The following is a 25529-nucleotide window of genomic DNA, read 5'->3' as shown; positions in this document are numbered from 1 at the left end:
CAAGTGTTTGTAGGAGATCTGTTGGAGCACACATGGTCTTTATAACCTAATTTTTAAGTTATAACCCAAAAACAAAAACAGCGTATTTTTCCGATTACTTGTCTGGTAAACTCTCACTAACAGCTTATACAATTAAATAATTATTTTAGCTCCCGCGCTTTGATCATACTGGCGCGGGAATTTTTATATCGTCTGAAGAGATACGCTAGATCGTGATATAGGATTGTTTACAAGAGTTGAAAAAACGATTGACGTATATTCATTTTATGGTTATATTTGTAATATATTAGGAAGTGATCGCCAGTCTTGTCGTAACGTACCGTTAAGGGGTGGTTTATTTGACCAATACACCCACGATTCGCACAGAGCTGGAAGCGTTCATTAAACGCAAGGGTTTAAACATTAGTCAATTGGGCAAGGAAGCGGGGCTTAATGCGGGAACGGTGAGTTCGATTCTGAAAGGCAACCGCGTGATGGCTGTCGATCAACTGGACCGGATGACCGCAGTACTGGCTTTGCCTCAGGGTTACTATTATGAGCAGTACATTCAGGAATGTATGGTTGAAGCCGTGCCAAATTGGCGAAGGATCAGGCCGCTGTTGTACCGCTGTGCTGAATTGGACAAGCTGGATTGTATCCGGCAGATTGTGCTCTTGCTGCTCGACAACTTAACGTATTCCCCTTTGTTGTTCGAGGTAGCTGAAGACTTCTTCAAACAAGGGCGGAAAGCATCCGCTGCTTTGCTCTATGAAAGTGTTGCCAACAGCGAACGGCGTCAGCATTCGGAACGGCTGGCTTTTTGTCAATACCGGTTGTTCACGCTGCGGCTAGGGGATGACCAGGAGCAGAATTTACAGGCCGCTTTGCAGTTTGAGCCTTTTGTGGACAGGCTGGATGAAATTGACCAGTTGGATGCGTTGAGGGACCTGGCCAATACTTATCGTTCGTTGCAAAGATGGGATAAGGTGGACAAGGTTGCTGAGGAGATGGGGAATTTGGCGAGAATTCAGATTTCGCTGACACAGCAGCCGAAGAGTAGTAGACAAGAGGCGAGGAAGAAATCTCAAAGACCGCTTTTTGTATATTGGGCCTTTTCTAATCTCCTTCGTGGAAGTGTGTGTGATTCACGGGGAGAGTATGAAGAAGGTTTGCAATTTAACCAGGCTTATGAAGATTTAAGTTGGGTAATAGATACGGACAGTGACACTAAACACTGGTTGCAGCTTTATAATGGATGGGCAAAAGCGAATGTGTGTGTGGCTAAACTCATGTGTGGTGATCAGAGTATTCTTCAAGAGTATGTATTTTACATAAAAGATAACGAAGACGAGATTATAACGGGGCTGTTAAACATTATGAAAGCAGCTAACTTATATGATATCAATGTAGACAAAATAATAGAAACTTTTGAGTGGGAAATCCGATTCTATACTGACAATCCTTCCAAAGGAATAGGAATTTACACAGAACAGGTAGTTGCAGAACAACTTACGCGTTTCTTTTATGAAATTGCATTATATTACTTAACCAAAGAAGCGTATCACATTGGGTTTAAGTACTTACTAGTGGGCTTGAATAAATCTTTACAAACTAACAATGAGACTCGAATTATCAAGTTTGTGAGATTATTGGAACGTTTCAGGAGTTTCTCATCACACGAAACAATATTCGAGTATCAAAGATTACTTAAGGAGGAGAATCACGATGAAAAAAATACTAGTGTTATTAGTAGCCGTTAGTGTTTTACTAATATCTACAGCCCCGGTTCAACCTCATTCCTCTGTTGCCATGGTCGTACCCTTTGATCGGCACGGGGGAGGTTAAATATCTTATTTATATATTTCCCTCCAGACCAGCCTCAAGCTGGTCTTTTATTATGCATTCTAAACATTAATTCCAAAACTATTTTTTTCATAGAAATAGGCATAGCCCTCTAAAATAAGCATAACCAAGGAGGGATAGAGAGTGGAATTAGAGATAAGTTTATATCAGGGGTTGGAGCAGGCCAGACAAGAGTTAAATGAGTTGGAGCAAAGGTATGGGCTCAGCCATCCCAGTGTATTGCGTCAATCGATGCTGCTGGACGAGTATATTAATCAGTATAACCGGAAGTACTACATGCAGATCACTAACAGGACCCGCAAGAGCGACCGCAGCCTGAACGAAGAGCTTGTACCGGTTCATTCCCGGCTTTACCGTAACTCGAATACTGCATCGTAAGAAAAGACCGTTAACGGTCTTTGGACAGAGTCGCTTTTGAGGGCGGTGGATTTGCTAATGATAATTGAAGAGGAATAGACCGTTTCCACTATCGGAGGCGGTCTATTTGCGTTCCTGCCGTGATGTCTACAGCAGTGCGGGGAAATTCATACCGGGATGTAGTTTTTTGTGGAAAAATGTCGAAAATTAAGAGATACTCAAAGGGAGAGAGAGTTATAGGCTCATCATTATTTTGGAAGGCGGGCGTCCCATGGCACAAAAAGAGAGCGAACAGAAGAAAGAAGGGACTGGACAACGGCTGGAGCAAACGGCTGCGGGGAATGGCGCGGAATTTCTGCAAGAGAAGATTGGTGAGAAGGAGAAATCTTTGTTCGGAATACGAAAAAAGGTTCAAGCTCTGGGCAATATGGGGATACGCGGCAGGTTGCTCCTGTCCGTGCTAGTGACGGTGGTCGTTATCTTTGTTGCCGTATCGCTGCTCATCTATAGCAAAGCCAAAACGATGATCGTGGCGGAGCTGGACAGTTCACTGGCGCATAAAAAGGAACAAATCCGAGTGGAAGTGAACAATTTGCTGCAGCCCGCTTCAAACAGCGTAGAGCTGTTGAACGCCAATGCCTATGTCCGGGAATATATTTCACAGGTAAAGGCTGCGGACCAAGTGAAGTCCACGGACGGCTACAATGAGCTTATTCGTACCTTGAACATGATTAAGGATACCAATGCAAATCTGCTGAATGTATATATCGGCCTGGATGCTGCAAATAAGATTGTTACCCATGATGAGCTCGAGACACCGCCCGATTTCAAAATGAAGGAGCGCGATTGGTATGCGGTAACGTCCCGGAATAAGCGGCTTACCATCAGCGACCCTTATATTGATGTCAGCTCCGGCAAGACGGTTATCGGTGTCAGCACGCCTATCCTGAACGATTCGGGCAGCCTGCTGGGCATTGCGAGCGTAGATATTTCTACAGAGAAGATCACGCAGGCACTTAGCGCTTTTAATTATAAGGGCAACGGGTACGCCGTGTTGATCGATAAATCCGGTAAGTTAATATATCATCCGAACAGCGACTATGTGCTGAAGCAAAAGATGGCGGACCTCGGTACCGACTGGAAATCTGTGAGCGACCTAATGCTCCAGTGGGGCGATGATGTCGTCCAGACAAGACTCGACGGAGAGCCAAGCTATGTTTCCTACGCACCGGCGATTGATAACCAGTGGTCAGTAGCGCTGGTTGTGTCCCAGAAGGATGCGGAGCAGGCTCTTGCGCAGTTCCAGCACATTTTTGTACTGTCGATACTGGCAGCGATTGTGGTTCTGTCGCTGCTCCTGTATGTTGTTTCCAATAGCATTTTGAAACCCATCCCCGTTCTGACCAAAGCCTTCCATAAAGCGATGACCGGAGATTTATCGGTGCGGGCCCGGGTAACGGCGAAGGGGGAAATGGGCCAATTGGCCGAAGGATTCAACGAAATGATCTCTTCGCAGCAGAATCTGATTCAGGGGATCATCCGAAATTCGCACAGTATCTCTGAAGCGGTAGACAATACAGAACGAAATGTTGCGCTGCTCGATCAGGGGATCATTGATGTCTCGGCCATTACGGAAGAGTTGTCGGCAGGTATGCAGCAGACAGCGGCTTCCATGCAGGAGATGAGTGCGAGCACGGCAGAGATTGAGCATGCGGTCAGCGGCATTGCACTGAAGGCGCAGGCGGGCGCGGAAGAGGCTAACGCGATCAATGAACGGGCAGAACAGCTTAAGGAAACAGCGGGCCAGTCGCGGGAGCAGGCGGATCGACTCTTTGGAGAGAACGAAGAGAGGCTGCGGGCCGCCATTGAACAATCCAAATCGATTGCGCAGATTCATACGTTATCCGGAGCGATTCTGGAGATCGCCTCCCGGACCAATCTCTTATCCTTGAATGCTTCCATTGAAGCAGCCCGGGCGGGGGATGCAGGCAAAGGCTTCGCTGTGGTTGCGGAGGAAATCCGCAAGCTCGCCGACAATTCCAAGGATACAGTGAGCGAAATTCAGGAGGTTACCCAGTCGGTGATTGGAGCGGTAGCAAGTCTGGTTGAAGGAGCGGAGAGTATGCTGCGTTTCGTGGACGGACAGGTTCTGAAAGACTATGAACTTATGCAGGAGACGGGCCTCCAGTACAGCAGAGATGCTGCGTATGTAGAGGATCTGGTGACGGATCTCAGCGCTACTTCCGAACAACTGCTGGCCTCCATTCAGAACATGCTGTCAGCAATTGGAGAGACCCGTATTGCGACCCAGGAGGGTGCGGAAGGGGCTTCAAGTATTGCAGCCGAAAACGAAGAGATGATGGGCAAGTCCGGCAGAATCGTCACCGAGATGGAAGAGATCAAGCAGAGCTCGGCACGGCTGCTTGAGACCGTATCGAGATTTACGGCGTAGCTTATTCAGATGAACGCAGAATGATGAGGAAATGGAGAATGCTTGAAAAATTGCTCCCGGAAGAGTATCTTTACAAGAAGTAACAAGATTGAAGTATCTTGATTTAATAGAGACAGTGAGGCGAGAAAATGTTGAAAGAAAGCGAAGGCCGGATCGTTGGAATGGAAGATATCGTGAGGGCGCATCATGTGCTGCGTGAGGTCATTGTCCGGACTCCGCTGCAACGGGACGCTGTGCTGTCTGCCAAATATGGCTGCAATGTGTATTTGAAGCGCGAGGATTTGCAAATTGTGCGTTCTTTTAAAATCCGCGGCGCCTACAATATGATTCGTAGTCTGTCCGAAGAGGACAGAGCCAAAGGAATTGTCTGTGCCAGCGCAGGAAATCATGCCCAGGGCGTGGCTTATTCCTGCAAGGCGCTGGGCATTAAAGGCAAGGTCTATATGCCGAGCACCACCCCTAATCAAAAGGTGAAGCAGGTCCGCAGATTCGGCGGCGAGTTCGTGGAGGTCATCCTGAAGGGGGATACCTTTGACGATGCTTATGATGAAGCGCTTCAGGCCTGTATTGATTTCGGCATGACGCTGATTCACCCGTTTGATGAACCGCGGATTATTGCGGGCAATGGCACCATCGCTATGGAAGTGATGGAGAGTCTGGACAACCCTGCGGATTTCGTCTTTGTTACCATTGGCGGAGGCGGGTTGGCAGCGGGTGTTGCCACCTATGTGAAGACGGTAAGTCCGTCGACTCAGGTTATTGGGGTCGAACCGCTTGGTGCCGCTTCGATGAGCGAAGCTCTGAAATGTGGGGAAGTGGTGACTCTTCAGGAGATTAACAAATTTGTGGACGGTGCCGCCGTGAAGCGTGTGGGCGGATTGACCTATGATATTTGTGCCCGCTATCTGGATGATGTAGTGAAGGTGCCGGAAGGCAAGGCCTGCACTGCCATTCTGGAGCTATATAACGAGAATGCCATTGTAGTGGAGCCGGCAGGCTCGCTGCCGATCGCAGCACTGGATTTGTACCGTGAGCAGATCCGCGGCAAAAACGTGGTGTGCATTGTGAGCGGCGGGAATAATGATATCGACCGGATGCAGGAGATCAAGGAACGGTCGCTCATCTACGAAGGTCTTAAGCATTACTTCATGATTAACTTCCCGCAGCGTGCCGGAGCTCTCCGGGAGTTTCTGGCCGAGGTGCTGGGGCCCGATGATGATATCACCCGGTTTGAATATACAAAGAAAAACGAGAAGGAAAATGGTCCGGCGCTGGTCGGCATCGAACTCCTGTCCACGGACGCGTACGCCCCGCTGATCGAAAGGCTGCAGCAGAAGGGCGTGGATTATATCGAGGTTAACAAGGACCCGAACTTGTTCAATATGCTGATCTGATTGCCCGTATAAGCATTATAAAAGCCCGTCCCACAGAAAAAAGTGGAACGGGCTTTTGAATGTTATTGCGGTTCAAGCGGAACTTCCTTCTTCAGGAACGCTTTGACCTCATCGTCAAGCTTGTACTGCTTGTCCTTCAGCAGCTTCATAAAGCTGTCGAGTTTCTGCAGGAACGGGCTGCTTCCGCTTTTCTGGGCCAGTATACCGGTATAGGCTTTCTGGGCTTCGAGGTCCATCTCGAGGTCGTCATAATGGAACAAAGGCGTGTTGTTCTGGCCGTAGAACGTGTTGGTTACATACATGCTGTATAAAGACTTGACTGCCGAGATCCGGTTGGAACCCGGATACTTCTGCGTGAACTGCTCCTGGGCCAGAGCCCGGGCAGCGACGTCGGTCCAGGAAATGATCAGCCCGTTGTCCTTGGAAGGGGGGAGGTCCGTCTCAGTCGCCATGATTGTAATATAATCACTGATATCGTCCGTTACATATAATTTATATTTACGGTATGCCCCATAGTCAATTACGGGAAAATAGTAGCCCTCCGCCGTCTCCAGCTTATAGCCGCTTTCTCCTGCACTTTTTAGCAGAGCACGCAAAGAAGTGTCTTGGGTGCTCTCTGCAAGCTTGGACATGCTTGTCTCCGCTTTGTAGATGGAGGCGAGCTTGCGCTGGACCCCGCTTGTGCTGAATTTACTCTCCCAGGTTTGTAGACCCGCCTTATGCAGATTCTCAAGTTTCAGGGTAAGAACGGTAGCCCGATATGACCCGGTTGCGTAGATATGGCTGTTTAAATACTTGATCGCCTGTGGAAGCTTCTCGGAGGAAGTGAGTAACGGCAGGGCCGTCTTGTAAATCGCTTCGGCATGACTGCTGTCAGCCTTGGCTGCTGAGGCTGGATTCCCAGCCCCGGGCAAGATTTGCAGCGTGAGTATTGCCGCGATGACAGCACTTAGCAGGCTTGCTTTCTTCTTCATGTGAAATTCACCCCTGTTTCGAAGATATGGAATGGATATGAATAAGACCATTATTTTTTGAAAAAGATAAACTTTAGTCCCACTACCCCCACTATAAAAAGAGCCAGGCTCACCCAGGGGGAGATAGGGATTACCGGCAGCAAGGTGTCGAGGTACCTGCCGGCAAATACGGCAATAATGGCGATCACAATGTAGCTCCCCAGCCGCTTAATATCGAATGGTTTGGGATAGGGTTTGTCGTCTTCGGATAAGGAGGACAGCCATTTCATTAACATTTCGACGAGAATAACCGAACCCGCCCCCACAGCGATCAGTGTAAAGAGACTGATTTGTCCGAAGATACCGGCAGTTCCGCTGCTCCACAGCATAATCAGACCGCCTATGGACAGGATGCCGAACAGACAGGTAAGCGCCGCCCAAGGAATCATTAAATAATAGTTCAGTTTGCTGCGGGGGGGACGTACCGGAGCACTGCTTATAATCTGTTGGAAATAGCTTTCCGGGTCCTCCCCGAAGATCTCCTGGGCACTTTTGCCCTTCTCCTGGGCTTGCAGCAGAAGCTTCGCAGCCTCGAGGAGCAGCTCCTCTGTCCTCAATGCGTCTACAGGACTGTCCCGTAGTGCCAGAATCATATCTTCCAAATAAGAGCGGTTGGACGGTGTCAGCTGCTCACGTAGCCGATTGTTTTCCCTAATCATATCTTTGACTTTCATAGCAGGAACATAAACCTCCAGTGTGTAATCGGGTTAGTCTCTAACCTAGAGTATACGTTTGTGCGGCGGTTCAGTGCAAGGACGGGCCACCTGCAGGATTGATGCATAAACCGTTATAAAGGGTGAACACTGAGAGGGTAGTTGATTCAGAAATATTACGTTAGGGAAAGGCAGGGAGCGGGCATTATGGAACATGAGCACAAGCAGGAGAGATTCATGGGCGATGGCTTCGAGCCTGAAACTTCCCTGGAAGTGGGAGACTGGGGCAATTCCGATGGCTTCAGCCTCTGGGAATCCGCTGCGGAATCGCCTGAGGGCTGGCTTAAGGATTGGAAGGGCAGACAGGAAACTCATGATATGTTTCACGACAGCTACAATTAAATGAACCAGCGGGAAGCCCTTTCTGTTCCGTAAAGGAGCAGAAGGGGCTTTTCAGGTTGACAGTATAAATAGAAGCCGTATAATAAAGACATGGGATTAATCACAGTAAGTTAATCGGAATAATAGGAGGACACAGGAATGGAACGGGCGATTGTCATCCGGCATAACCGGGAGGAACTGACTGCAAGCATACATTATCCATCTAAAGCAAAAGGGAACTCCGGCCGCTGCAAAGACCGTGTGCCCCTGGCGGTGATCTGCCACGGCTTCGTGGGCAGCCGGATCGGCGTGGACCGGCTTTTTGTCAAGGCTGCGCGGGAGCTGGCGGAGGATGGCTATATGGTTATCCGCTTTGATTATGCCGGCTGCGGAGAAAGCAGCGGCAATTACGGAAGCGAGGATATGGAGTCGATGATCGCCCAGACCCGGGCAGTCCTGGACTACGGCATCGGCTCCACTGATGTGGACCCGCAGCGGATTACGCTGATCGGGCACAGTCTGGGGGGCGCAGTCGCGCTATTGACGGCTGTCCGTGACCGCCGTGTCAAGAATCTGGTTATGTGGTCCGCAGTGGGCTACCCGTTTAATGATATCGTCAAGATTGTCGGCCGGGAGGCATACGACCAGGCGGTCAAGACCGGCTCGGCAGATCATGCGGGTTACGCCTTTACACCGGTATATTTCAATTCCCTGGCAGCCTTCCAGCCCTTTCAGGAAGCTGGCAAATTCAGCGGAGATGTACTGGTGATCCACGGAACCTCAGACGATGTGATTCCGGTAGATTATGCTTTCCTTTATCAAAAGCTGTTCTGGACCCGTCCCGAGGGGCGCTGCGATAAAGAGATTATTTTTCAGGGCGATCACACCTTCTCTTCCGGACCCGCTCAGGTGCAGCTGCTCAAACGGACAAGGGAGTGGATGAACCAGCAGGAGCATCTGCAGGAGGAGTGGCAGAATTGGATGATCTAGGCGGTAGATTCAATCCTTCGTTTCGGGTTTGAATATACGCCCTAACAGGCTAGTCCTCCACTCGCAATCCATGAGAAGAAGCGGTAAAATAAAGATGCAGACCATATACTGGGTTATAGGAGGTTGGCATCGATGAAATTACCGGCATTCTTTATAGCGCATGGTTCTCCACTCCTTGCCCTGGAGGATAACGAGTATACGCGTTTCCTTGCGCGGCTTAGTGAGGATCTTGAAGTGCCACGCGGTATCGTAGTGTTCTCGGCCCATTGGGACAGCCCGGAACAACTGCTTACGGTGGACGAACAGCATGAGACGCAGCACGATTTCTACGGCTTTCCCGAAGAAATATACTCGCTGACCTACCCGGCCCCGGGCGACCCTGCGCTCAGCCGCAGGATCTCTGAGCTTTTCAAGGATCATAATCTGCCGCATCAGCCAGTTCTGGGACGCGGGCTGGACCATGGCATCTGGGTCATTCTCCAAAAAATGTTCCCGGAGGCCAATATCCCGGTCGTAGCGTTATCCGTCGATTCCCTGAGATCGCCGCACGAGCAGTATCAGATCGGACAGATGCTGGCTCCGCTGCGGGAAGAGGGCATTCTGCTGATTGGGAGCGGGGGACTGGTTCACAACCTGCGCCTTTTGAGCGAGAAGGACCAGCCGGAGGCCTGGGCCCAGGAATTCGATGCCTGGATTGCCAAGCGGCTTGAAACTTGGGATCTGCCGGAACTGTTTGCCTTTGAGAAGAAGGCGCCGCATGTCCGGGAAGCGGTTCCCTCGTATGCGAGAGAACATTTCGTTCCGCTGTTCTATGCGATGGGCGCGGCGGATGAAGGACGGCAGGCCGGTTTAATGATTCAGGCCTATCAATACGGCACGCTCAGTCTGAATTGCTGGATGCTCGATTAATTGTATAATGTGAACAAGGTTGTGGCCGGACGGATTCCGGTCACAACCTTTTTAATATATCGTGGGGAAATCTGCGGAAATCAAGGACAAACAGGGCGGGCTATGATTAAATGGAAGGAACTACTCTGCATTATTTTTAGGAGGAAACCACTGTTTATGAAGGTAAACCGCTCTTCTTTGCAGCTAATATCCGCTATACTTTTGAGTTCATTGCTGTTATCCGCCTGCAGTGCGCCAAGCGCGAACCTTGAACCTGCCCCTTCGATAGAGCCAACTCTGTCTCCGCAGCCCACCCTGTCCCCGTCGCCCTCTCCTACAGCGGAGCCCGCCGCAGAACTGCTGTCGCCATTAACGGGTCTTCCGGTAACCGAAGGCGCACTGCTCCGGCCATTGTCCGTGATGATTAATAATGCACCAGCTGCCCGGCCGCAGTCCGGAATCAGCGAAGCGGATGTTGTGTATGAAGTACTTGCCGAAGGAGGCATTACACGGCTGATTGGAATCTTCCAGAGCCATACCGGGGTCGTCAAAATCGGACCGATCCGCAGCATACGCCCCTACCTGATCGATATCGGGGAGAGCTATGGTGGAGTAACGGTTCACGCAGGAGGCAGTCCGGATGCCTATGCGATTCTGCAGAAGCAGAACAAGGAGGATCTTGACGAGATCGGCCGGGCCGGCGCCTATTTCTGGCGTGACAAGGAACGCAAGGCTCCGCATAACCTGTACAGCAACGCTGCCATGCTGCGTGAAGGCGCGGCATGGCTTGGATTCGCAGAGGATACGAAGGTTCCGGGTTATCTCTTCAGTCCGGCAGAGCTCCCGCTAGGCGGGGAGGCCGCACCCGAATTCACAGTGAATTTCCTGCTCAAGAGTTACACGGTGGATTATAAATATAATGCCGAACGGAAAACGTTTGTGCGTTGGGTAAATGGCAAGCCGCATTTGGATCTGAATAACAATAATCCGGTGGAAGCCGCGAATGTTATGGTAATGGGAGCCGATCACAAGGTGCTTGATGATGTGGGCAGACTTCAAGTGGATGTGGAGCTGGGCGGTGAAGCGCTGCTGTTCCAGCACGGGCAAGTCACGAAGGGCAGATGGTCGCGCAAGCAAGACGACATTATCCGGTTCGTGAAAGATGGAAAAGAGGCACTGATGGCAACGGGGGTCACGCATATCCTGATCGTTCCGAATGCGCCTTCGTTCAGCAGCCACATCCAGTATGCCGAATCTAACCAGGAGCCAGGCGAATAGGAAGTCATCTGCGGGTGCAAAGTAAGGATTACCCGGCTGGAATGTACAAAAAATGAGTAAACCAGTTAATCCCATTCCTTCCGGGTATTGAGGTTTGTTTTCTTTATTGTCGATATTTATCAAACGAGTGTAAAAAAGTTCGCCTTTTTTACTTCTATCCCTTCTACTGTTGTGATAAGATAACAAGGGTTGTCATTCATTTTCATGCTTTTTACATTTGGATGACCTCGCGTTGTCACGGTAATTTTATGTAAAGGGGTTTACAAGGATGAGGTTGAGAAAAAAGGATATATTCTTTGAGACGTTGGAAAATATGGCGGATACCATTGTCCAAGCTGCGGATTACTTCGCTCAGAATATTACCGATCTCCAGAATAAAGTGGATGAATTCGCTGCGGAGATGAAGAAATACGAATCCCAATGTGATACTTACACGCACACCGTTATCAAGGAATTGAACAAGACGTTCATCACACCACTTGAACGCGACGACATTATGGATCTGATTACAAGCATGGATGATGTCATGGACGGCCTGGAGGCGTCTGCTTCTCGTTTCTATATGTATAACTTGCTCGATACGGATGAATATATTGTCCAATTTGCCGAGATTCTTCGCCAGAGTGCCTATGAGATCCAAAAAGCGGTTCACTTGCTCTCCCAGAAGAAGCTGCTGGCTATTCGCGAATACACCATCCGCCTCAACGATCTTGAGAATCAGGCTGATGAAGTGCTTCTTATATGTACAAAAGCCTTGTTTGAAACTGTGAAGGACCCTATTGAGCTGATTAAGCGCAAAGAGCTGTACGAGCGTTTGGAGACGACTACGGATAAATGCGAAGACGTAGCCAACATGCTGGAATCGATCATCATGCGTAACTCTTAAGGGGCCTGTAGATATGGAAACATCATTATTGGTGCTAGGCATCGTTGTTTTTCTTGCGCTTGCGTTTGACTTTATCAATGGCTTTCATGACACAGCCAACGCAATCGCTACCTCTGTCTCCACGCGGGCACTGAAGCCGCGTACAGCCATTATCTTGGCGGCTGTGATGAATTTTGTAGGTGCTCTGATGTTTACCGGTGTTGCCAAAAAGATTGGCGGGAGCATTACCGACCCAACGAAGCTGGAGAACGGAATTGACGTCGTTATCGCTACGCTGATTGCCGCAATTATCTGGAATCTGGTGACCTGGTGGCTTGGGATTCCCTCCTCCTCATCGCATGCCCTGATCGGGGCTTTGGCAGGGGCTGTATATATCGGGGCCGGCTCGGAACATATCAAATGGAGCGGCTTTATCGAAATTGTTGAGGGGCTTGTGTTCTCGCCGCTCATTGCTTTTGTTATAGGTTACATTGTTATGATGATTTTGAAGTGGATTTTTGCCAAGCGCAGTCCGCATACAGTGAATAAAGGCTTCCGGACGATGCAGATCATAACGGCTGCCCTTCAATCGTTTACCCATGGTACCAATGATGCCCAGAAAGCGATGGGGATTATCACCTTTGCCCTGGTAACCTCAGGCCGTCTGGACACCATGGAGGTTCCGCTGTGGGTTAAGATTGCTGCAGCGACAGCGATGGCACTCGGAACATCGATCGGCGGCTGGAAGATCATCAAGACCATGGGCACCAAGATTTTCAAAATCGAGCCCATCAACGGCTTCGCGGCGGATATCTCGGCGGCTACCGTTATTTTCTCAGCAACACTATTGCATTTGCCGGTTAGTACAACACATGCCATCACCTCCGCAATTCTGGGTGTAGGCTCGGCCAAACGTTTCTCCGCTGTCAAGTGGGGTGTGGCCGGACGTATCGTAGTGACCTGGTTCATCACCATTCCGATCAGCGCAGTGCTGGCGGGTATCATTTTCAAACTGTTTTTCTAAACATAAACGAATTGTGAAAATGCCATGTGGCCCTGATGGGGCTACGGGCATTTTTTTTGATTTAAATGTCTGTTAATTCTATTTTATTCCATTAAATGTGACGATTTTCATGTGATTAATTATAATACTAGTATATCTTGAATATAGAAAATTGGAATAAAGTATAAATAAGATTATAACTTTCCATGCAGAGCTAGAACTACTTATTTTAAGAGGGGAGAGTCATACAGCATACTTATGGACTTATCTACGCGATTGCAATCCGGTATTGTTTTCGATTGTTGGCTGGCTGTCCTGCCGCATGGAAAGTGAAAATATACTGATGTCCTCTTTGAAAAAACAGCATAAAGGAGTGGAAAGATATGGACAAAATCATATTTCTGAACAGAGTGGAGGAGGCGCTTAATCAACAGGAGCTTCAAATGGCCGACCGTGCCGTACACGTCTTTCGACAAGCGGGATTTACTATGGAGCATCTCCGTCAACTGCTGCTCCACCCGCGCAAAATGAAATTAGATCAACAGGACGGTTGCGATGCCTGCTATGTTATGTACGGCGAAAAAACGAAAAAAGCCAAGGTTTGCATTTCAGGGGACCAAGTAACCTTATTATGGTTGGAGTACAATAAGGTTCCTTTTATAATGTAGCCTGGAGGTAGGGCCTTTATGAAAGATATGAAAATTTTATTTGTTCGGTTATACAGTTACATCAATGTGAAACAGCAACTCATCATGGTAGCTGTTATTTTGTTAACCACACTCAGCGGTATGGCCATTCCTCTCAAGTGTATTGGAAGTATTTAGAAATTTATCATGTGCATTCAAAGCAGCGTCGGGTTAACACACCGGCTCTGCTTTATTTGTGTGTTTTTCAAGATATTCAATGTCACAAAACCTGACGAACAACCGATAAACAACCTAAATCATCCGGAAAAGAAAATATGTATCTGACTTTTAGAAAAGAAAATGACATGACAAAATAAAAGTTAGCGTAGGATAAAGTAGGATTTCGTAGCCGTTGTAGCAGGGTGAGCCGGAAATGTTATTAAAGCTGACAGTTGGATGAGATTGTTGCCTAACTTTGAGCAGAGGAGGCCTGGCGTTGATCGACTTTCATCAGGTAGACAAACATTACGGACATTTCCATGTGCTGAAGAGTATTAATCTACATGTGCAAGAAGGGGAAGTGGTGGTGGTCGTGGGCCCTTCCGGCTCGGGGAAAAGTACCATGCTGCGCTGTATCAACCGGCTGGAGACCATTACGAGCGGCGGATTGACAGTGGACAATATTACGGTAAATGATCGCAAGACCGATATCAATAAGCTGCGCAAAGAAATTGGGATGGTGTTCCAGCACTTTAATCTGTATCCCCATAAAAAAGTGATCGACAACATCACTCTGGCGCCCATCAAGGTGCTTCGTTTGTCCAAGGAGGAAGCGGAGAAGACCGCGATGTATTATCTGGAAAAGGTAGGGATTGCCGACAAGGCGCAAGCCTATCCTTCCCAGTTGTCCGGCGGACAGCAGCAACGGGTAGCCATTGCCAGGGGGCTGGCCATGAAACCTAAAATTATGCTGTTTGACGAGCCGACCTCGGCGCTGGACCCGGAAATGGTTGGGGAGGTGCTGGATGTGATGCGTAACCTGGCCCGCGAGGGCATGACCATGGTAGTGGTGACCCATGAGATGGGTTTCGCGCGTGAAGTGGCGGACCGGGTGATTTTTATGGATCAGGGGCAGATTGTGGAGGAAGGGATGCCGGAGCAATTCTTCGCCAGTCCACGTGAAGAACGGACGCAGCTCTTTCTTAGCCGGGTGTTAAGCCACTGAATCTAGAAACAGGATAAGGGGATGAGGAGACATGAAAAAGGTGAAGAGCTGGAAGCTGATGTGTGTTCTTATGGTTGCCGCTATGTTCGTACTTGGGGGCTGTGGCAATAACAATACCGCAGGCAACAACAATGCAGCTGGCACAGCAACTCCCGCACCGGGAGCCGCAGGTTCGGATGCCATTGCCAAAATCAAGGAACGCGGCAAGCTGCTGGTCGGCGTGAAATATGATACCCGTCTCTTCGGGCTCAAGGACCCGGCAAGCGGGAATGTGGAAGGCTTCGACATCGACATCTCCAAGGCTATCGCCAAGCATATTCTCGGGGACGAAAATGCGATTGAACTTAAGGAGGTTACCTCCAAGACACGCATTCCGATGCTGAACAATGGTGAGATTGATATGGTGGTAGCGACGATGACCATTACGGAAGAACGCAAGAAGGAAGTTGATTTCTCCGATGTCTATTTTCAGGCCGGACAGTCGCTGCTGGTGAAGAAAGGCAGCCCGATCACCGGACTGCAGGATGTGACGAAAGAGACCAAGATTCTGGGTTCCAAAGGGGCCACTTCGATCAAAAATATTAAAGAAAAGGTTCCCGGCGTGACGGTTCTCGAATTCGATAATTACCAGGATGCGTTCAGTGCCCTCAAAGCCGGACAAGGCGATGCGCTGACGACAGATGATGCCATTCTGTACGGGATGGCTTCGCAGGATCCGGGCTTTGAGGTGGTGGGCGAACCCTTCACGGATGAGCCTTACGGCATTGCTGTGCAAAAAGGCAACAGCGATGTGGTTCAGGCCATTAATGATACACTGGATGAATTGAAAGCAAGCGGAAAATATAGCACTATCTATACGAAGTGGATCGGCAAGGCTCCGACAAAGTAGGCAAATAGGGGAGGCCAATATACTCTAGACGAGGGTAGGTGAACAGCTGTGGATTTTTCAATAATGACCGATTATTTCGGCCTATATATGAAAGGATTCCTGGGGACGACCTTGTCCAGTACATTGGCTCTGGCGGGCAGCTTCCTGATTGGTGCGCTGATCGCCGTCTTCCGTATCACTACTGTAAGAGGTCTGCGCTGGTTCGGCACCGGTTATGTCGAATTCGTCCGCAATATTCCGCTGCTGCTCGTGGTCTATGCCTTCTATTATGGACCTTCCGCACTGGGGTTTCCGCTGGACGGGTTCACGGCAGGTACGATTGGGCTTGCTGTATATACGTCGGCGTTTATTGCCGAAGCGATCCGTGCAGGAATTATGGCGGTGCCCAAAGGCCAGATGGAGGCAGCACGTTCCTCTGGCCTGAATTACATTCAGACGATGCAACATGTGATTTTGCCCCAGGCGATCAAGCTGGTCATTCCACCCCTGGGCAACCAATTTATTAACCTCATTAAGAATTCTTCTGTACTGACGATCGTTGCCGGTCTGGATCTGATGTACTTCGCCGATTCGATTTCCACCGAGACTTACCGTACCTTCGACACCTATATTTTTGTAGCTTTGTTCTACCTGGTGCTGACACTGCCGCTCAGTTATGGAGTCAGAGTGTGGGAGCGCAGACTTCAGCGTAATTAGGGATAGAGCAGAACAAGGAGGGTTCCTATGGATTTTGCCGGTGCCTACTCTGCTGATCATTTGAAATTTTTGCTGGATGGACTGTATGTTACGCTAATTGTAGCTTTTTTCTCGATCATTCTCAGCTTTGTGATCGGCTGTGTCGTAGGCATCATTCGATATGCGCGGGTTCCGTTTTTGTCCCCAATCATGTTTGTACTGGTGGAGCTGATCCGGAATCTGCCGCTGCTGCTGATCATTTTCTTTATACGTTTTGCACTGCCGGAGGTAGGGATCCGAATGGGGCTGATGGCGGCGGCCATTGCAGCGCTGACTATTTTTGAAGCGGCGATGATTGCCGAAATTGTCCGCGGAGGACTCACCTCCATTGATAAAGGGCAGATTGAGGCGGCACGCTCGTCGGGACTCGGCAACTTTCAGACGTTATGGCATATTGTGCTCCCTCAAGGACTGCGGCGGATGGTTCCGCCGCTGGTCAGCCAATTCATCTCCCTGCTGAAGGACACCTCACTTGCGGTAGTCATTTCACTGCCGGAGCTGATGCATCATGCAGGGATTGTCATTGGTCATGGGTACAGCTACGCGATTCCTACCTTGCTGCTAGTGGCCCTGATTTATTTTACCGTCAATTTCCTGTTATCGCTGTTATCCAGAAGGCTGGAGAGCAGGGAGAACTGATTCCGCCAGGAGTCGTTTCCGGAACGCCGGAAGCGAAAGTGGCGGTTATTTTTTTGGAAGAGTCAGATTCTTGCTGTACAATGGAAGGAGTGGAAGATGAACATACGGAGGAACCAACTATGATACGTACGCTGGCAGTAACACATAAGGGGGAAGTGCTGCTTAATCTGGCGCTTGGTGAGATTCAACTGGCCGACTATGCCTGGATTTGGGTGGATTTCGCTTCACCCACGGCTGAGGAGACCTTAATGCTGGATTCCTATTTTCATTTTCATCCCTTGGCGATTGAGGATTGTATGCATATCCTGCAGCGTCCAAAGCTGGATTATTACGAGAGTGTGCAGTTTTTTGTACTCCATGCGCTGAATGAACGTACGCTAGAGGCAGAAGAAATAGACTTGTTTCTTAGCAAAAACTTCCTGGTCTCCTATCATCATCAGGAGAAATCCGAGATGAACGAAGCCTGGGACCAGGTGAGGCGTGAGATTCACAGCCGCAAAGGCTGGTCCGGGGGGCCGATGGCGGCGGCATATACGGTGATGGACAAGCTCGTCGACAAATATTTTCCCAGTCTGTACAGTATTGAAGATGAGCTGGCCGATCTGGAGAGCAGAGGCAGCAGTGAATCGGTGGAAGAGCTGATGAGCCAGGTGTTTGATGTGCGCGGCCGGCTGCTGAAGCTGCGGCGGACCATAGTCCCCATGCGTGATCTGATGTACCGGATCGTCAATTCGCAGCATGTCCAGAGCAACGGGGAAGAACGGATTTATTTTGGCGATATCTATGATCATCTGCTGAAGCTGACCGATATGATTGAGGTGGACCGGGAAATGACCGCCGATCTGCGTGACAGCTACATCTCCCTGAATTCCAACCGCATGAACTCTATTATGAAGACGCTGACGGTGATCACAACCGTGTTCATGCCATTGACCCTGATTGCCGGAATCTACGGGATGAACTTCCGGGTGATGCCCGAGCTGGAGTGGAAGTATGGGTATCTGGCCATATTGCTGCTGATGCTGGTGCTCGGCGGCGGCATGTTCCAGTGGTTCCGGCGGAGCGGCTGGTTCAAGTGAACTGCTGCGGACACAAAGCAAAAGCGTATGCCCGCGGGGCATACGCTTTTTACGCGTTCATGAAAGCCGGGTGGATTACACTTCGGCTAACGGCGGCGTTTGCGGGATGACTTGGCGGGGCGGCGGCTTTTGGGAGAGCTGGCGGCCGAGTTGCGCCGCTTGGGAGCGGGGCGTTTTTTGCGGCGGCGTCTCGGGCTATACAGAGCGGCATCCTCTTCTGCCGCAAGCGCCCCAGCTCCGCCCTTTGATTTGCCGAAGCTCCCCATCAAAAGCTTCACCATGGGGGCCATCTGCTGAAAGCTCGACATCACCTTCTGTACCTTGCCCACGGAGTTCACAATTCCATCGATGCCGCCCATGCGGTCGATAAAACCTTTGATCTGGTCCATGTTGGCCAGATTGCCCAGTGAGCCGAGCCCTCCGAGCAATCCGCCTGCCTTCGGAGCGGCTTCAGCCACGGGGACAGCAAGGGCCGTATCGACAACTTCCGTTCCCAAAGCCGGGGAGATGCCGGTGTCCCCGGGGAGTGCTGCCTGCACGTATGGACTGATACCAGGGTAAGGCGATGTATGGTATGGATCGGCAGCCAGCGAACGGTGGCTTCGGCGGGAATGATTATAGTAATGACTGGACATAACATCACATTCCTTCGTTAGTGGTTTGCTATACTGTATGTCATGGGCGAACATACGGTATAGACAAACGCCCGGTCAACCGGGATAGGAGCGGAAAAGGGCGGATGCCCATAAGGCGGGTCCAGAAGTGAAAAAACCGTGACTATGCTGTATTTTCGGTTCTCATGTAGTAGTATAAGAAAGGCAGAAGATGTTCTGCGCAGAGATAGAGGACAGTCCAATACATAATCTTGTGTGCGCCTGGGGTGGACGTTTGTCCATCATTTTCGTTCTTTACAGCGTGAAACCGTTAATGCTTGAAAAATGCGCTCCAGTACAATATAGTAGAGGCAAGAGAGTCACACAGGTCAGGCTTAATGTAACCGTTCTAATTAAGGCTTGCAGCAGGGCAGCCGGTGCTGACAGAACTTTTAGGGGATGATCTATTCATGCAGCTGAAGAAGCTAAACGATAAAAGTATCGACCAATTATTTGAAGCTATTTTAACTTTGAAAAATATGGAAGAATGCTACGTATTCTTTGATGATTTGTGCACGGTAAACGAGATTCAATCACTCTCGCAGCGGCTTGAAGTCGCCCGTATGCTGGGCAAAGGCTCTACCTACAACCAGATTGAAGCGGAGACGGGTGCAAGCACAGCGACGATCTCCCGTGTGAAACGCTGCCTGAACTATGGCAATGACGGTTATAAATTAACGCTGGAACGCTTGGGACGATAAATGAAGCCGGGCGTACTTATTATCAGTCACGGTTCCCGCGATGAAGCGTGGGTATCAATTGTGATGGATGCTGTACAAGGTATATCGCTGCGGGAAGAGCTTCCTGTGGCGGTTTCTTTTTTAGAGCTGGTAGAAGGCCGTTTGATACAAGATGGAATTCATGAACTGGAACATGCGGGGGTCACAGATATTCTGGTGATCCCATTGTTTGTTTCCTCGGGCAGCACACATGTGGATGAGATAGAATATGCGCTGGGTGCCAAACCTGAGCCTGAACGGGAGACCGATCTTGAACGGTTTGATGTACAAGCCAACGTTCACTATGGTTATCCGGTCGATGATGATCCTGATATCGCCGTGATGATCTGGGACAAGGTGCGTGAGCTGTCGAAGAATCCGGCCCGCGAGACGATTCTGCTGGTGGGACATGGCAGTGTGCATGATGGCTTCCGGCAGCGCTGGGAGCAAGGGATCTCTTCGCTGGCCCAGCGTGTCCGCCAGGTGAGCGGAGTTGCGGCGGCCGATTATGGTCTGCTGAACCCAGGCAGTGTCCGAAGCAAAGTGGAATATTGGCAGGAGCAGGGTCATGCTGTGCTGGTGGCTCCGCTTTTTCTCAGTGAAGGTTATTTCACCAAGGTAGTCATTCCGCAAAGACTGGCCGGGCTCGACTATGCTTATTCGGGCCAGACACTTCTGCCGCATCCGCTGCTTCCACACTGGATTGAGCACCAGGTAGAGGTGCTGCTGGAACGGGTGCGGATGAAGGGCTAGCGTTCGGATGCAGGGCAGATCTCCTTAATAAGAGGGGGCATCCGCTGTGCTCATCAGGGCCGCTGCCGCATACACATATATAGTTCGTTTGGCGGCCTCATATGGAGCTCTGCGGAGGGACTTTAGGGTAAATAATGCTCCGGATGCCTCTCAGCATTGATTGTGGGGGTCTGAATTGGGTATAATCAGTTAGGTTATCTAATATATAAACAGGTGGCGTTCCGGTAAATGAAAACTGCGAGATTGATTTACAATCCCACTTCTGGACGGGAAGAAATGAGGAAGCGGCTCGCCGATATTTTGGACCGGCTGGATATTGGCGGCATTGAAGCATCCTGCCATGCAACCACCGGAGAGGGCGATGCTACGGCAGCTGCAGCGGATGCTGTGGCACGCGGCTTTGATCTGATCATAGCCGGCGGCGGCGACGGTACGCTGAATGAGATTATCAACGGCATGGCGGAGAAGCCTAATCTTCCACCGCTCGGTGTATTGCCGCTGGGAACGACGAATGATTTTGCACGTGCGATGGGTATTCCGAAGAATTGGGAGGATTCGGTCGATCTGATCCTCCGCAACGAGTCGCGTCTGATTGATCTCGGCAAGGCCAATGACCGTTATTTCATTAATATCGCCGGCGGTGGAAGCCTGACCGAGCTGACATATGAAGTGCCCAGCAGGCTGAAGACCATGATGGGCCAGCTGGCTTATTATCTGAAGGGCATTGAGAAGATGGCCAGTCTCTCCCCGCAGGAGCTGATTATCCGGGCGAACGGCCAGGAGCTTATCCATGATGAATTCATGCTGTTCCTGATCGCCAATACGAACTCTGTGGGCGGCTTCGAGAAGCTTGCACCGGATGCGCGGATCGACGACGGTTTGTTTGATGTGATTGCCGTCAAGAAATGTAACCTAGCGGAGTTCATCCGCCTGGTCAGCCTGGCGATCCGCGGTGAGCATTTGCAGGACAAGAAGGTTGTCTATTTCCGTACTGACGCTATGGAGGTCACTTCCCCCGGGCATGTACAGCTTAATCTGGACGGCGAACTCGGCGGCACGCTGCCGGGCCACTTCCAGATGTTGCCTTCGCATCTGCGGATTTTTGCGCAGAATACCTAAGTGGGTGCTGCTCCGGTAACAGCAGGTGTGCCGGAATATTATGCGGCTGGTGAGTCCATTAGCGGGAGAAATTGAGACCGAATAGCAAAGCCGGCTTTTATGAAATATAAAGCTTTACGGCGTTAATAATGTATACAATGAAAGAAGTGAATGTGAACCAATGAGTAGACACCGCAGCGGCCGCAATACCAGCCGCCGGGACGGCACGGCACCTATCGCCGGACTGCCTGTGAACAAAAATGACGAAGTGATGCTGGATATCATCGGCATGACGCATGAAGGCGAAGGGGTAGGCCGCGTAGAGGGCTTTACCCTTTTTGTGCAGGGAGCTCTGCCTGGAGAGAAGGTACAGGCCAAGGTGCTCAAGACTAAAAAGCAATACGGCTACGCCAAGCTGCTGAAGCTTGTGGAAGCGAGCAGCGACCGTATCGCGCCGCCTTGTGGGATTTACGACCAATGCGGCGGCTGTGGGCTGCAGCACATGGACTACACCGCGCAGCTGGCGTGGAAACGCCAGCTGGTGGTGGACAACCTGGAGCGGATCGGGAAGCTCCAGGTGGCCAGTCCGGGCCGCAGCAGCGGCGGAGGGGATAATGAGCCCGCAGGGATTATTGTGCCGCCTACGCTGGGCATGGCCGAGCCTTGGCGCTACCGCAACAAGGCGCAGGTGCCGATGGGCACGGTAGAAGGCGGCCTTGTGGGCGGCTTCTACGCCCGCGGCAGCCACCGGATCGTGGACATGGACACCTGTCTGATCCAGCATGAGCATAACGACGATGTCGTTCGTCGTGTGAAGGCCATCGGCCGGAAGCTGGGCATTTCCACATACGATGAAGAGTCTGGCAAAGGACTGCTGCGCCATGTCGTAGTGAGAGTAGCCTTCCGTACCGGTGAAATGATGGTTGTCCTCGTCACGAATGGTGACCGCCTTCCGCATACCGACGAGTGGATCGCAGAGATCCGCCGCGAAATCCCGGCGGTCACCAGCCTCTGCCAGAACGTGAATACCCGGCAGACCAATGTAATCTTCGGCGACGTTACGCGGACCCTCTGGGGCAGCGACGTGATTTACGATTACATCGGCGAGGTGAAATTTGCGATCTCGGCCCGCTCTTTTTATCAGGTGAATCCCGATCAGACCGAAGTCCTCTATGGCAAAACCGTGGAATACGCGGGCCTTACCGGCAAAGAGACCGTGATCGACGCCTACTGCGGCATCGGGACGATCTCCCTGTTCCTGGCTCAGCATGCCAAGCAGGTCTACGGCGTAGAAATCGTACACGAAGCAATCGAGGATGCACGGGCAAATGCAGCGCTTAACGGCATGGACAATGTCACTTTCGAGGTAGGCGCTTCCGAGGACGTAATGCCAAAGTGGAAAGAGCGGGGGATCACCGCCGATGTCATCGTCGTCGATCCCCCGCGCAAAGGCTGCGATCCCCGGCTGCTGGACACCATCCTGACTATGAAGCCTGAGCGTGTGGTGTATGTGTCCTGTAATCCTTCGACACTGGCCAGGGACTTGCGGGTGCTGGAGGATGGCGGGTATAGAACGGTAGAGGTGCAGCCGGTGGATATGTTCCCGCATACGGTGCATGTGGAGTGCGTATTATTGATGGAATGGAGGGGCGAGCCTATATAGGCTACGCCCCTTGTTTTTAGTGGGTTTTGAAAGTTGTAACTGATTTCTGTTGAACCGTCATTGTGAACGTCCACACATAAACAAGCGAATACTGTCACATCTCAAAAACATGCTTCCAAAGGGGGAGAATGCGCATGAGATGTGCCATTTATGCAAGGGTAAGTACAGGACTCGATAGTCAAAAGGATAGCCTCGAAAGTCAGGTGTCGTTCTTTGAAAACTATATAAAAGAAAAAGGGTGGGAATTAGCTGACGTGTATGCTGATGAAGGCATTACTGGCACGAGTACCTCCCAACATCACGAATTGAAACGTCTCATGAGTGATGCTGAACGAGGAATGTTTGATGTTGTCTTCTACGGTTTTTTCAAATCGAATGTGCGTACAAAAGACCGCCAATATATGCGCGGTCTCTTATAGTTAAACTTATTCATCTCCATTATCGTGTGGAATAACGGTAACTGCTCTAATAGAAACATCAGGGAATCTTTGGCGGATTTGCATTTTTGCATCGGATAGGTCAGACGCTTTGATATTTTCAAAATAAATTACACCGTAACTGTCTTGGTACTCAACGGTGTATTCGAGTTCTTTATTATCCACGCACCTTACCACCAATCCGTTCTTTATTGTGCTACATGTATCACTTTGTCAATTAACCCGTATGCCTTTGCTTCGTGGGCATCCATAAAGTTGTCTCTGTCGGTATCTCTTTCAATCTTCTCAAGTACTTGGCCTGTTTGTTGAGATAATATCTTGTTTATTTTATCTCGTAATCGAATAATGCGTTTGGCGCTTATTTCAATATCAGTTGCTTGACCTCGCGCTCCGCCGAGAGGTTGGTGAATCATGATTTCACTGTTAGGAAGTGCAAGCCGCTTACCTTTCGCTCCATTTGCCAATAAAAAGGCACCCATTGAAGCCGCCATTCCAACACATAGTGTTGTTACATCAGCCTTTACTAAATGCATGGCATCGTAGATTCCCATGCCTGCTGTAATGGAACCGCCCGGTGAGTTGATGTACATGTTAATGTCCTTTTCCGAATCCATAGCATCTAAGTATAGAAGCTGTGCTATGACGCTATTGGCAACATCGTCGGTAATTTCTCCGGACACAAATAAGATGCGGTCTTGCAGGAGCCTAGAGTAAATATCGTAGGCTCTTTCACCCCTAGAGGATTGCTCGACAACATAAGGAATCAGATTCATGGCTATACCCCCTTCATCATCAGTAGTCAATGCGATATTTCTTTTCTAAGTGCGAATACTCATTGTCCCTTTTCTCCAGTATCCTTGGTTGAATTGATACAATATTTGTTTCCGCATCGTAGGTTGGAGCGGCATTGCTTAACTCTTTGATTCGTTCGACAACTTGTTCGTCAATCTCAACCATATCCATTTCATCTTCTTCGACTATTTGAATCCGAATTTCTTTGCTTATCGTAGTCTCGGCTGTCAATAAGCTTACTACGATTGTCATTTCACCACATTGAATCGCATCTTGGGTAAAGATTTCTATGATAACATCTTGGTCGAAGGCATCAACTACAATGTGTTCTCGTTCATTCTCAACAAAACCATTAAGGTTATTCGAACGGTAGATACCTTTTGGTAGTTGTATTTGGATTTCCGACTTTTGGGGTTGAACTTTTTCATCCTGAAATAACTGAACCCAAAGATGATTCATACCTTCTTCGTTCTCCATCTTTGACTTGGCTAATTTAATGTCGAGCATTATTGATTTTCACCCCTTAGTGCTTGAGATACTGAATCAATGACTTTTTGTTTTAACTCCGCAGAAATTCGAGGGCTAATCGTTATAATGACATCGTCCGTTATCTTTAGAGTTTCGTTTTCAATAATTCGGCTGGATTCATACAATGTTAATTGCTGACTTATTTTTTCGATGTCCTCCAAGGAAAGTTTTTTCAATGTCTCTTGAATGGAAGCCAAGGTTTCCCCGGTTCTTGATAAGGTAATAATTGCGCGAAAGTAATTGATGTGGCTATCTGTGTAAACCCTTTTGTTACCCACTAATTCAAGGGGCGGTACCATACCAATTTGAGTGTAGTACCTTACCGTTCGCAGATTCATGCGTGGATCATCTTGTTGGAGAATTTCAGCTATTTGTTTAGCGGTATAGCTATTCATGGTACACCTCCAATGACATTCAAATGTATGTGTTACACTTTACTGTATTGGTTACAGTTTACTGTAACGGTATTCGTTTGTCAAAATAAAAAAGTCCACCCCAAGGGAGGAATGCAACGAATAGATACGTAGAAATCCTTTGTTTTCAACACTTTGCGGGTTTTATGACCTTCACGAAGGAT

The 25529-nt window shown here is 49.6% G+C and carries 29 protein-coding genes; 22 read left to right on the top strand and 7 right to left on the bottom strand.

The window, feature by feature from the left end:
* Positions 1-338 precede the first annotated feature (338 nt).
* From IEY53_RS23150 to ilvA, 4 genes are all read left to right on the top strand, one after another.
* A complete protein-coding gene (locus tag IEY53_RS23150) occupies positions 339-1739 on the top strand; it encodes a helix-turn-helix domain-containing protein (protein ID WP_189029238.1) in 1401 nt (466 codons plus the stop codon).
* A 226-nt stretch (positions 1740-1965) separates the two neighbouring features.
* The gene (locus IEY53_RS35925; RefSeq protein WP_189029236.1) at positions 1966-2220 is read left to right on the top strand and encodes an aspartyl-phosphate phosphatase Spo0E family protein; all 255 of its coding nucleotides are present in this window, start codon (positions 1966-1968) and stop codon (positions 2218-2220) included.
* A 250-nt stretch (positions 2221-2470) separates the two neighbouring features.
* Positions 2471-4651 carry a methyl-accepting chemotaxis protein gene (locus tag IEY53_RS23140; protein WP_189029235.1) on the top strand — a complete coding sequence of 727 codons (2181 nt, stop codon included), beginning with the start codon at positions 2471-2473 and terminating at the stop codon, positions 4649-4651.
* Between the two features lie 128 nt (positions 4652-4779).
* Positions 4780-6045, top strand: coding sequence for a threonine ammonia-lyase IlvA (gene ilvA, locus IEY53_RS23135; RefSeq protein WP_229696298.1), 1266 nt, complete (start codon positions 4780-4782; stop codon positions 6043-6045).
* A gap of 62 nt (positions 6046-6107) precedes the next feature.
* Here the strand turns inward: ilvA and IEY53_RS23130 are convergent, their stop codons facing one another.
* Together IEY53_RS23130 and IEY53_RS23125 are read right to left on the bottom strand one after the other, a co-directional pair.
* Complete coding sequence (locus tag IEY53_RS23130; protein WP_189029233.1) at positions 6108-7019, bottom strand: hypothetical protein; 912 nt, start codon at positions 7017-7019, stop codon at positions 6108-6110.
* Positions 7020-7069: 50 nt separating this feature from the next.
* Positions 7070-7732: a DUF1129 family protein gene (locus tag IEY53_RS23125; RefSeq protein WP_189029231.1), complete on the bottom strand. Its 663-nt coding sequence runs from the start codon at positions 7730-7732 to the stop codon at positions 7070-7072.
* Positions 7733-7918: 186 nt separating this feature from the next.
* Between IEY53_RS23125 and IEY53_RS23120 the strand changes: the two genes are divergently transcribed.
* The 13 genes from IEY53_RS23120 to corA all read left to right on the top strand — a co-directional run bounded on the left by IEY53_RS23120 (position 7919) and on the right by corA (position 18309).
* Positions 7919-8113, top strand: coding sequence for a hypothetical protein (locus tag IEY53_RS23120; RefSeq protein WP_189029229.1), 195 nt, complete (start codon positions 7919-7921; stop codon positions 8111-8113).
* Positions 8114-8251: 138 nt separating this feature from the next.
* Entirely contained in the window at positions 8252-9082 is an 831-nt protein-coding gene (locus tag IEY53_RS23115) for an alpha/beta hydrolase family protein (RefSeq protein WP_189029227.1), read from the top strand.
* A gap of 132 nt (positions 9083-9214) precedes the next feature.
* Positions 9215-9991 carry a DODA-type extradiol aromatic ring-opening family dioxygenase gene (locus IEY53_RS23110; RefSeq protein WP_189029225.1) on the top strand — a complete coding sequence of 259 codons (777 nt, stop codon included), beginning with the start codon at positions 9215-9217 and terminating at the stop codon, positions 9989-9991.
* A gap of 156 nt (positions 9992-10147) precedes the next feature.
* Positions 10148-11248 (top strand): DUF3048 domain-containing protein, encoded by a 1101-nt coding sequence (locus IEY53_RS23105; RefSeq protein ID WP_189029223.1) that lies wholly within the window; start codon positions 10148-10150, stop codon positions 11246-11248.
* Between the two features lie 268 nt (positions 11249-11516).
* Entirely contained in the window at positions 11517-12134 is a 618-nt protein-coding gene (locus IEY53_RS23100) for a DUF47 domain-containing protein (protein WP_189029221.1), read from the top strand.
* A 13-nt stretch (positions 12135-12147) separates the two neighbouring features.
* Positions 12148-13137 (top strand): inorganic phosphate transporter, encoded by a 990-nt coding sequence (locus tag IEY53_RS23095; protein ID WP_189029219.1) that lies wholly within the window; start codon positions 12148-12150, stop codon positions 13135-13137.
* A gap of 362 nt (positions 13138-13499) precedes the next feature.
* Positions 13500-13784 carry a hypothetical protein gene (locus tag IEY53_RS23090; RefSeq protein ID WP_189029217.1) on the top strand — a complete coding sequence of 95 codons (285 nt, stop codon included), beginning with the start codon at positions 13500-13502 and terminating at the stop codon, positions 13782-13784.
* An 18-nt stretch (positions 13785-13802) separates the two neighbouring features.
* Entirely contained in the window at positions 13803-13940 is a 138-nt protein-coding gene (locus IEY53_RS23085; protein ID WP_189029215.1) for a hypothetical protein, read from the top strand.
* A 298-nt stretch (positions 13941-14238) separates the two neighbouring features.
* A complete protein-coding gene (locus IEY53_RS23080; RefSeq protein WP_189029213.1) occupies positions 14239-14967 on the top strand; it encodes an amino acid ABC transporter ATP-binding protein in 729 nt (242 codons plus the stop codon).
* Between the two features lie 31 nt (positions 14968-14998).
* Positions 14999-15856, top strand: a complete 858-nt coding sequence (locus IEY53_RS23075) for a glutamate ABC transporter substrate-binding protein (protein WP_189029211.1) — start codon at positions 14999-15001, stop codon at positions 15854-15856.
* Between the two features lie 63 nt (positions 15857-15919).
* Positions 15920-16552, top strand: a complete 633-nt coding sequence (locus IEY53_RS23070) for an amino acid ABC transporter permease (RefSeq protein ID WP_189029286.1) — start codon at positions 15920-15922, stop codon at positions 16550-16552.
* 27 nt (positions 16553-16579) lie between these two features.
* Entirely contained in the window at positions 16580-17230 is a 651-nt protein-coding gene (locus IEY53_RS23065) for an amino acid ABC transporter permease (RefSeq protein WP_189029209.1), read from the top strand.
* Between the two features lie 119 nt (positions 17231-17349).
* Positions 17350-18309, top strand: a complete 960-nt coding sequence (gene corA, locus IEY53_RS23060; protein ID WP_189029207.1) for a magnesium/cobalt transporter CorA — start codon at positions 17350-17352, stop codon at positions 18307-18309.
* Positions 18310-18395: 86 nt separating this feature from the next.
* On the opposite strand, the gene IEY53_RS23055 is transcribed toward corA, so the two are convergent.
* Positions 18396-18944, bottom strand: coding sequence for a tyrosine protein kinase (locus IEY53_RS23055; protein WP_189029206.1), 549 nt, complete (start codon positions 18942-18944; stop codon positions 18396-18398).
* Positions 18945-19372: 428 nt separating this feature from the next.
* On the opposite strand from IEY53_RS23055, the gene IEY53_RS23050 reads away from it, so the two are divergent.
* The 5 genes from IEY53_RS23050 to IEY53_RS23030 all read left to right on the top strand — a co-directional run bounded on the left by IEY53_RS23050 (position 19373) and on the right by IEY53_RS23030 (position 23614).
* Positions 19373-19663, top strand: coding sequence for a YerC/YecD family TrpR-related protein (locus IEY53_RS23050; protein ID WP_019913624.1), 291 nt, complete (start codon positions 19373-19375; stop codon positions 19661-19663).
* Positions 19664-20434, top strand: coding sequence for a sirohydrochlorin chelatase (locus tag IEY53_RS23045; protein WP_189029204.1), 771 nt, complete (start codon positions 19664-19666; stop codon positions 20432-20434).
* A gap of 228 nt (positions 20435-20662) precedes the next feature.
* On the top strand, positions 20663-21553 hold the full coding sequence (locus IEY53_RS23040; RefSeq protein WP_189029202.1) for a diacylglycerol kinase: 891 nt from the start codon (positions 20663-20665) through the stop codon (positions 21551-21553).
* A 160-nt stretch (positions 21554-21713) separates the two neighbouring features.
* A complete protein-coding gene (rlmD, locus tag IEY53_RS23035) occupies positions 21714-23195 on the top strand; it encodes a 23S rRNA (uracil(1939)-C(5))-methyltransferase RlmD (protein WP_189029200.1) in 1482 nt (493 codons plus the stop codon).
* 134 nt (positions 23196-23329) lie between these two features.
* Entirely contained in the window at positions 23330-23614 is a 285-nt protein-coding gene (locus tag IEY53_RS23030; protein ID WP_189029198.1) for a recombinase family protein, read from the top strand.
* Positions 23615-23620: 6 nt separating this feature from the next.
* On the opposite strand, the gene IEY53_RS23025 is transcribed toward IEY53_RS23030, so the two are convergent.
* Genes IEY53_RS23025 through IEY53_RS23010 form a run of 4 tightly spaced genes read right to left on the bottom strand, consistent with a single transcriptional unit; the run spans position 23621 to position 25347 of the window.
* Complete coding sequence (locus tag IEY53_RS23025) at positions 23621-23797, bottom strand: hypothetical protein (protein WP_189029196.1); 177 nt, start codon at positions 23795-23797, stop codon at positions 23621-23623.
* A gap of 23 nt (positions 23798-23820) precedes the next feature.
* Complete coding sequence (gene clpP / locus IEY53_RS23020) at positions 23821-24405, bottom strand: ATP-dependent Clp endopeptidase proteolytic subunit ClpP (protein ID WP_189029194.1); 585 nt, start codon at positions 24403-24405, stop codon at positions 23821-23823.
* A gap of 19 nt (positions 24406-24424) precedes the next feature.
* Complete coding sequence (locus IEY53_RS23015) at positions 24425-24931, bottom strand: hypothetical protein (protein ID WP_189029193.1); 507 nt, start codon at positions 24929-24931, stop codon at positions 24425-24427.
* Positions 24931-25347, bottom strand: a complete 417-nt coding sequence (locus tag IEY53_RS23010; protein ID WP_189029191.1) for a MerR family transcriptional regulator — start codon at positions 25345-25347, stop codon at positions 24931-24933. Before IEY53_RS23010 ends, IEY53_RS23015 begins: the two co-directional genes overlap by 1 nt.
* Positions 25348-25529: the final 182 nt, after the last annotated feature.

Source organism: Paenibacillus albidus (genome assembly GCF_014644435.1).
Taxonomy (GTDB): Bacteria; Bacillota; Bacilli; order Paenibacillales; family Paenibacillaceae; genus Paenibacillus_AQ; species Paenibacillus_AQ albidus.
The sequence above is the reverse complement of the archived record's forward strand: the minus strand, read 5'-3'. Positions and strand labels throughout refer to the sequence as shown.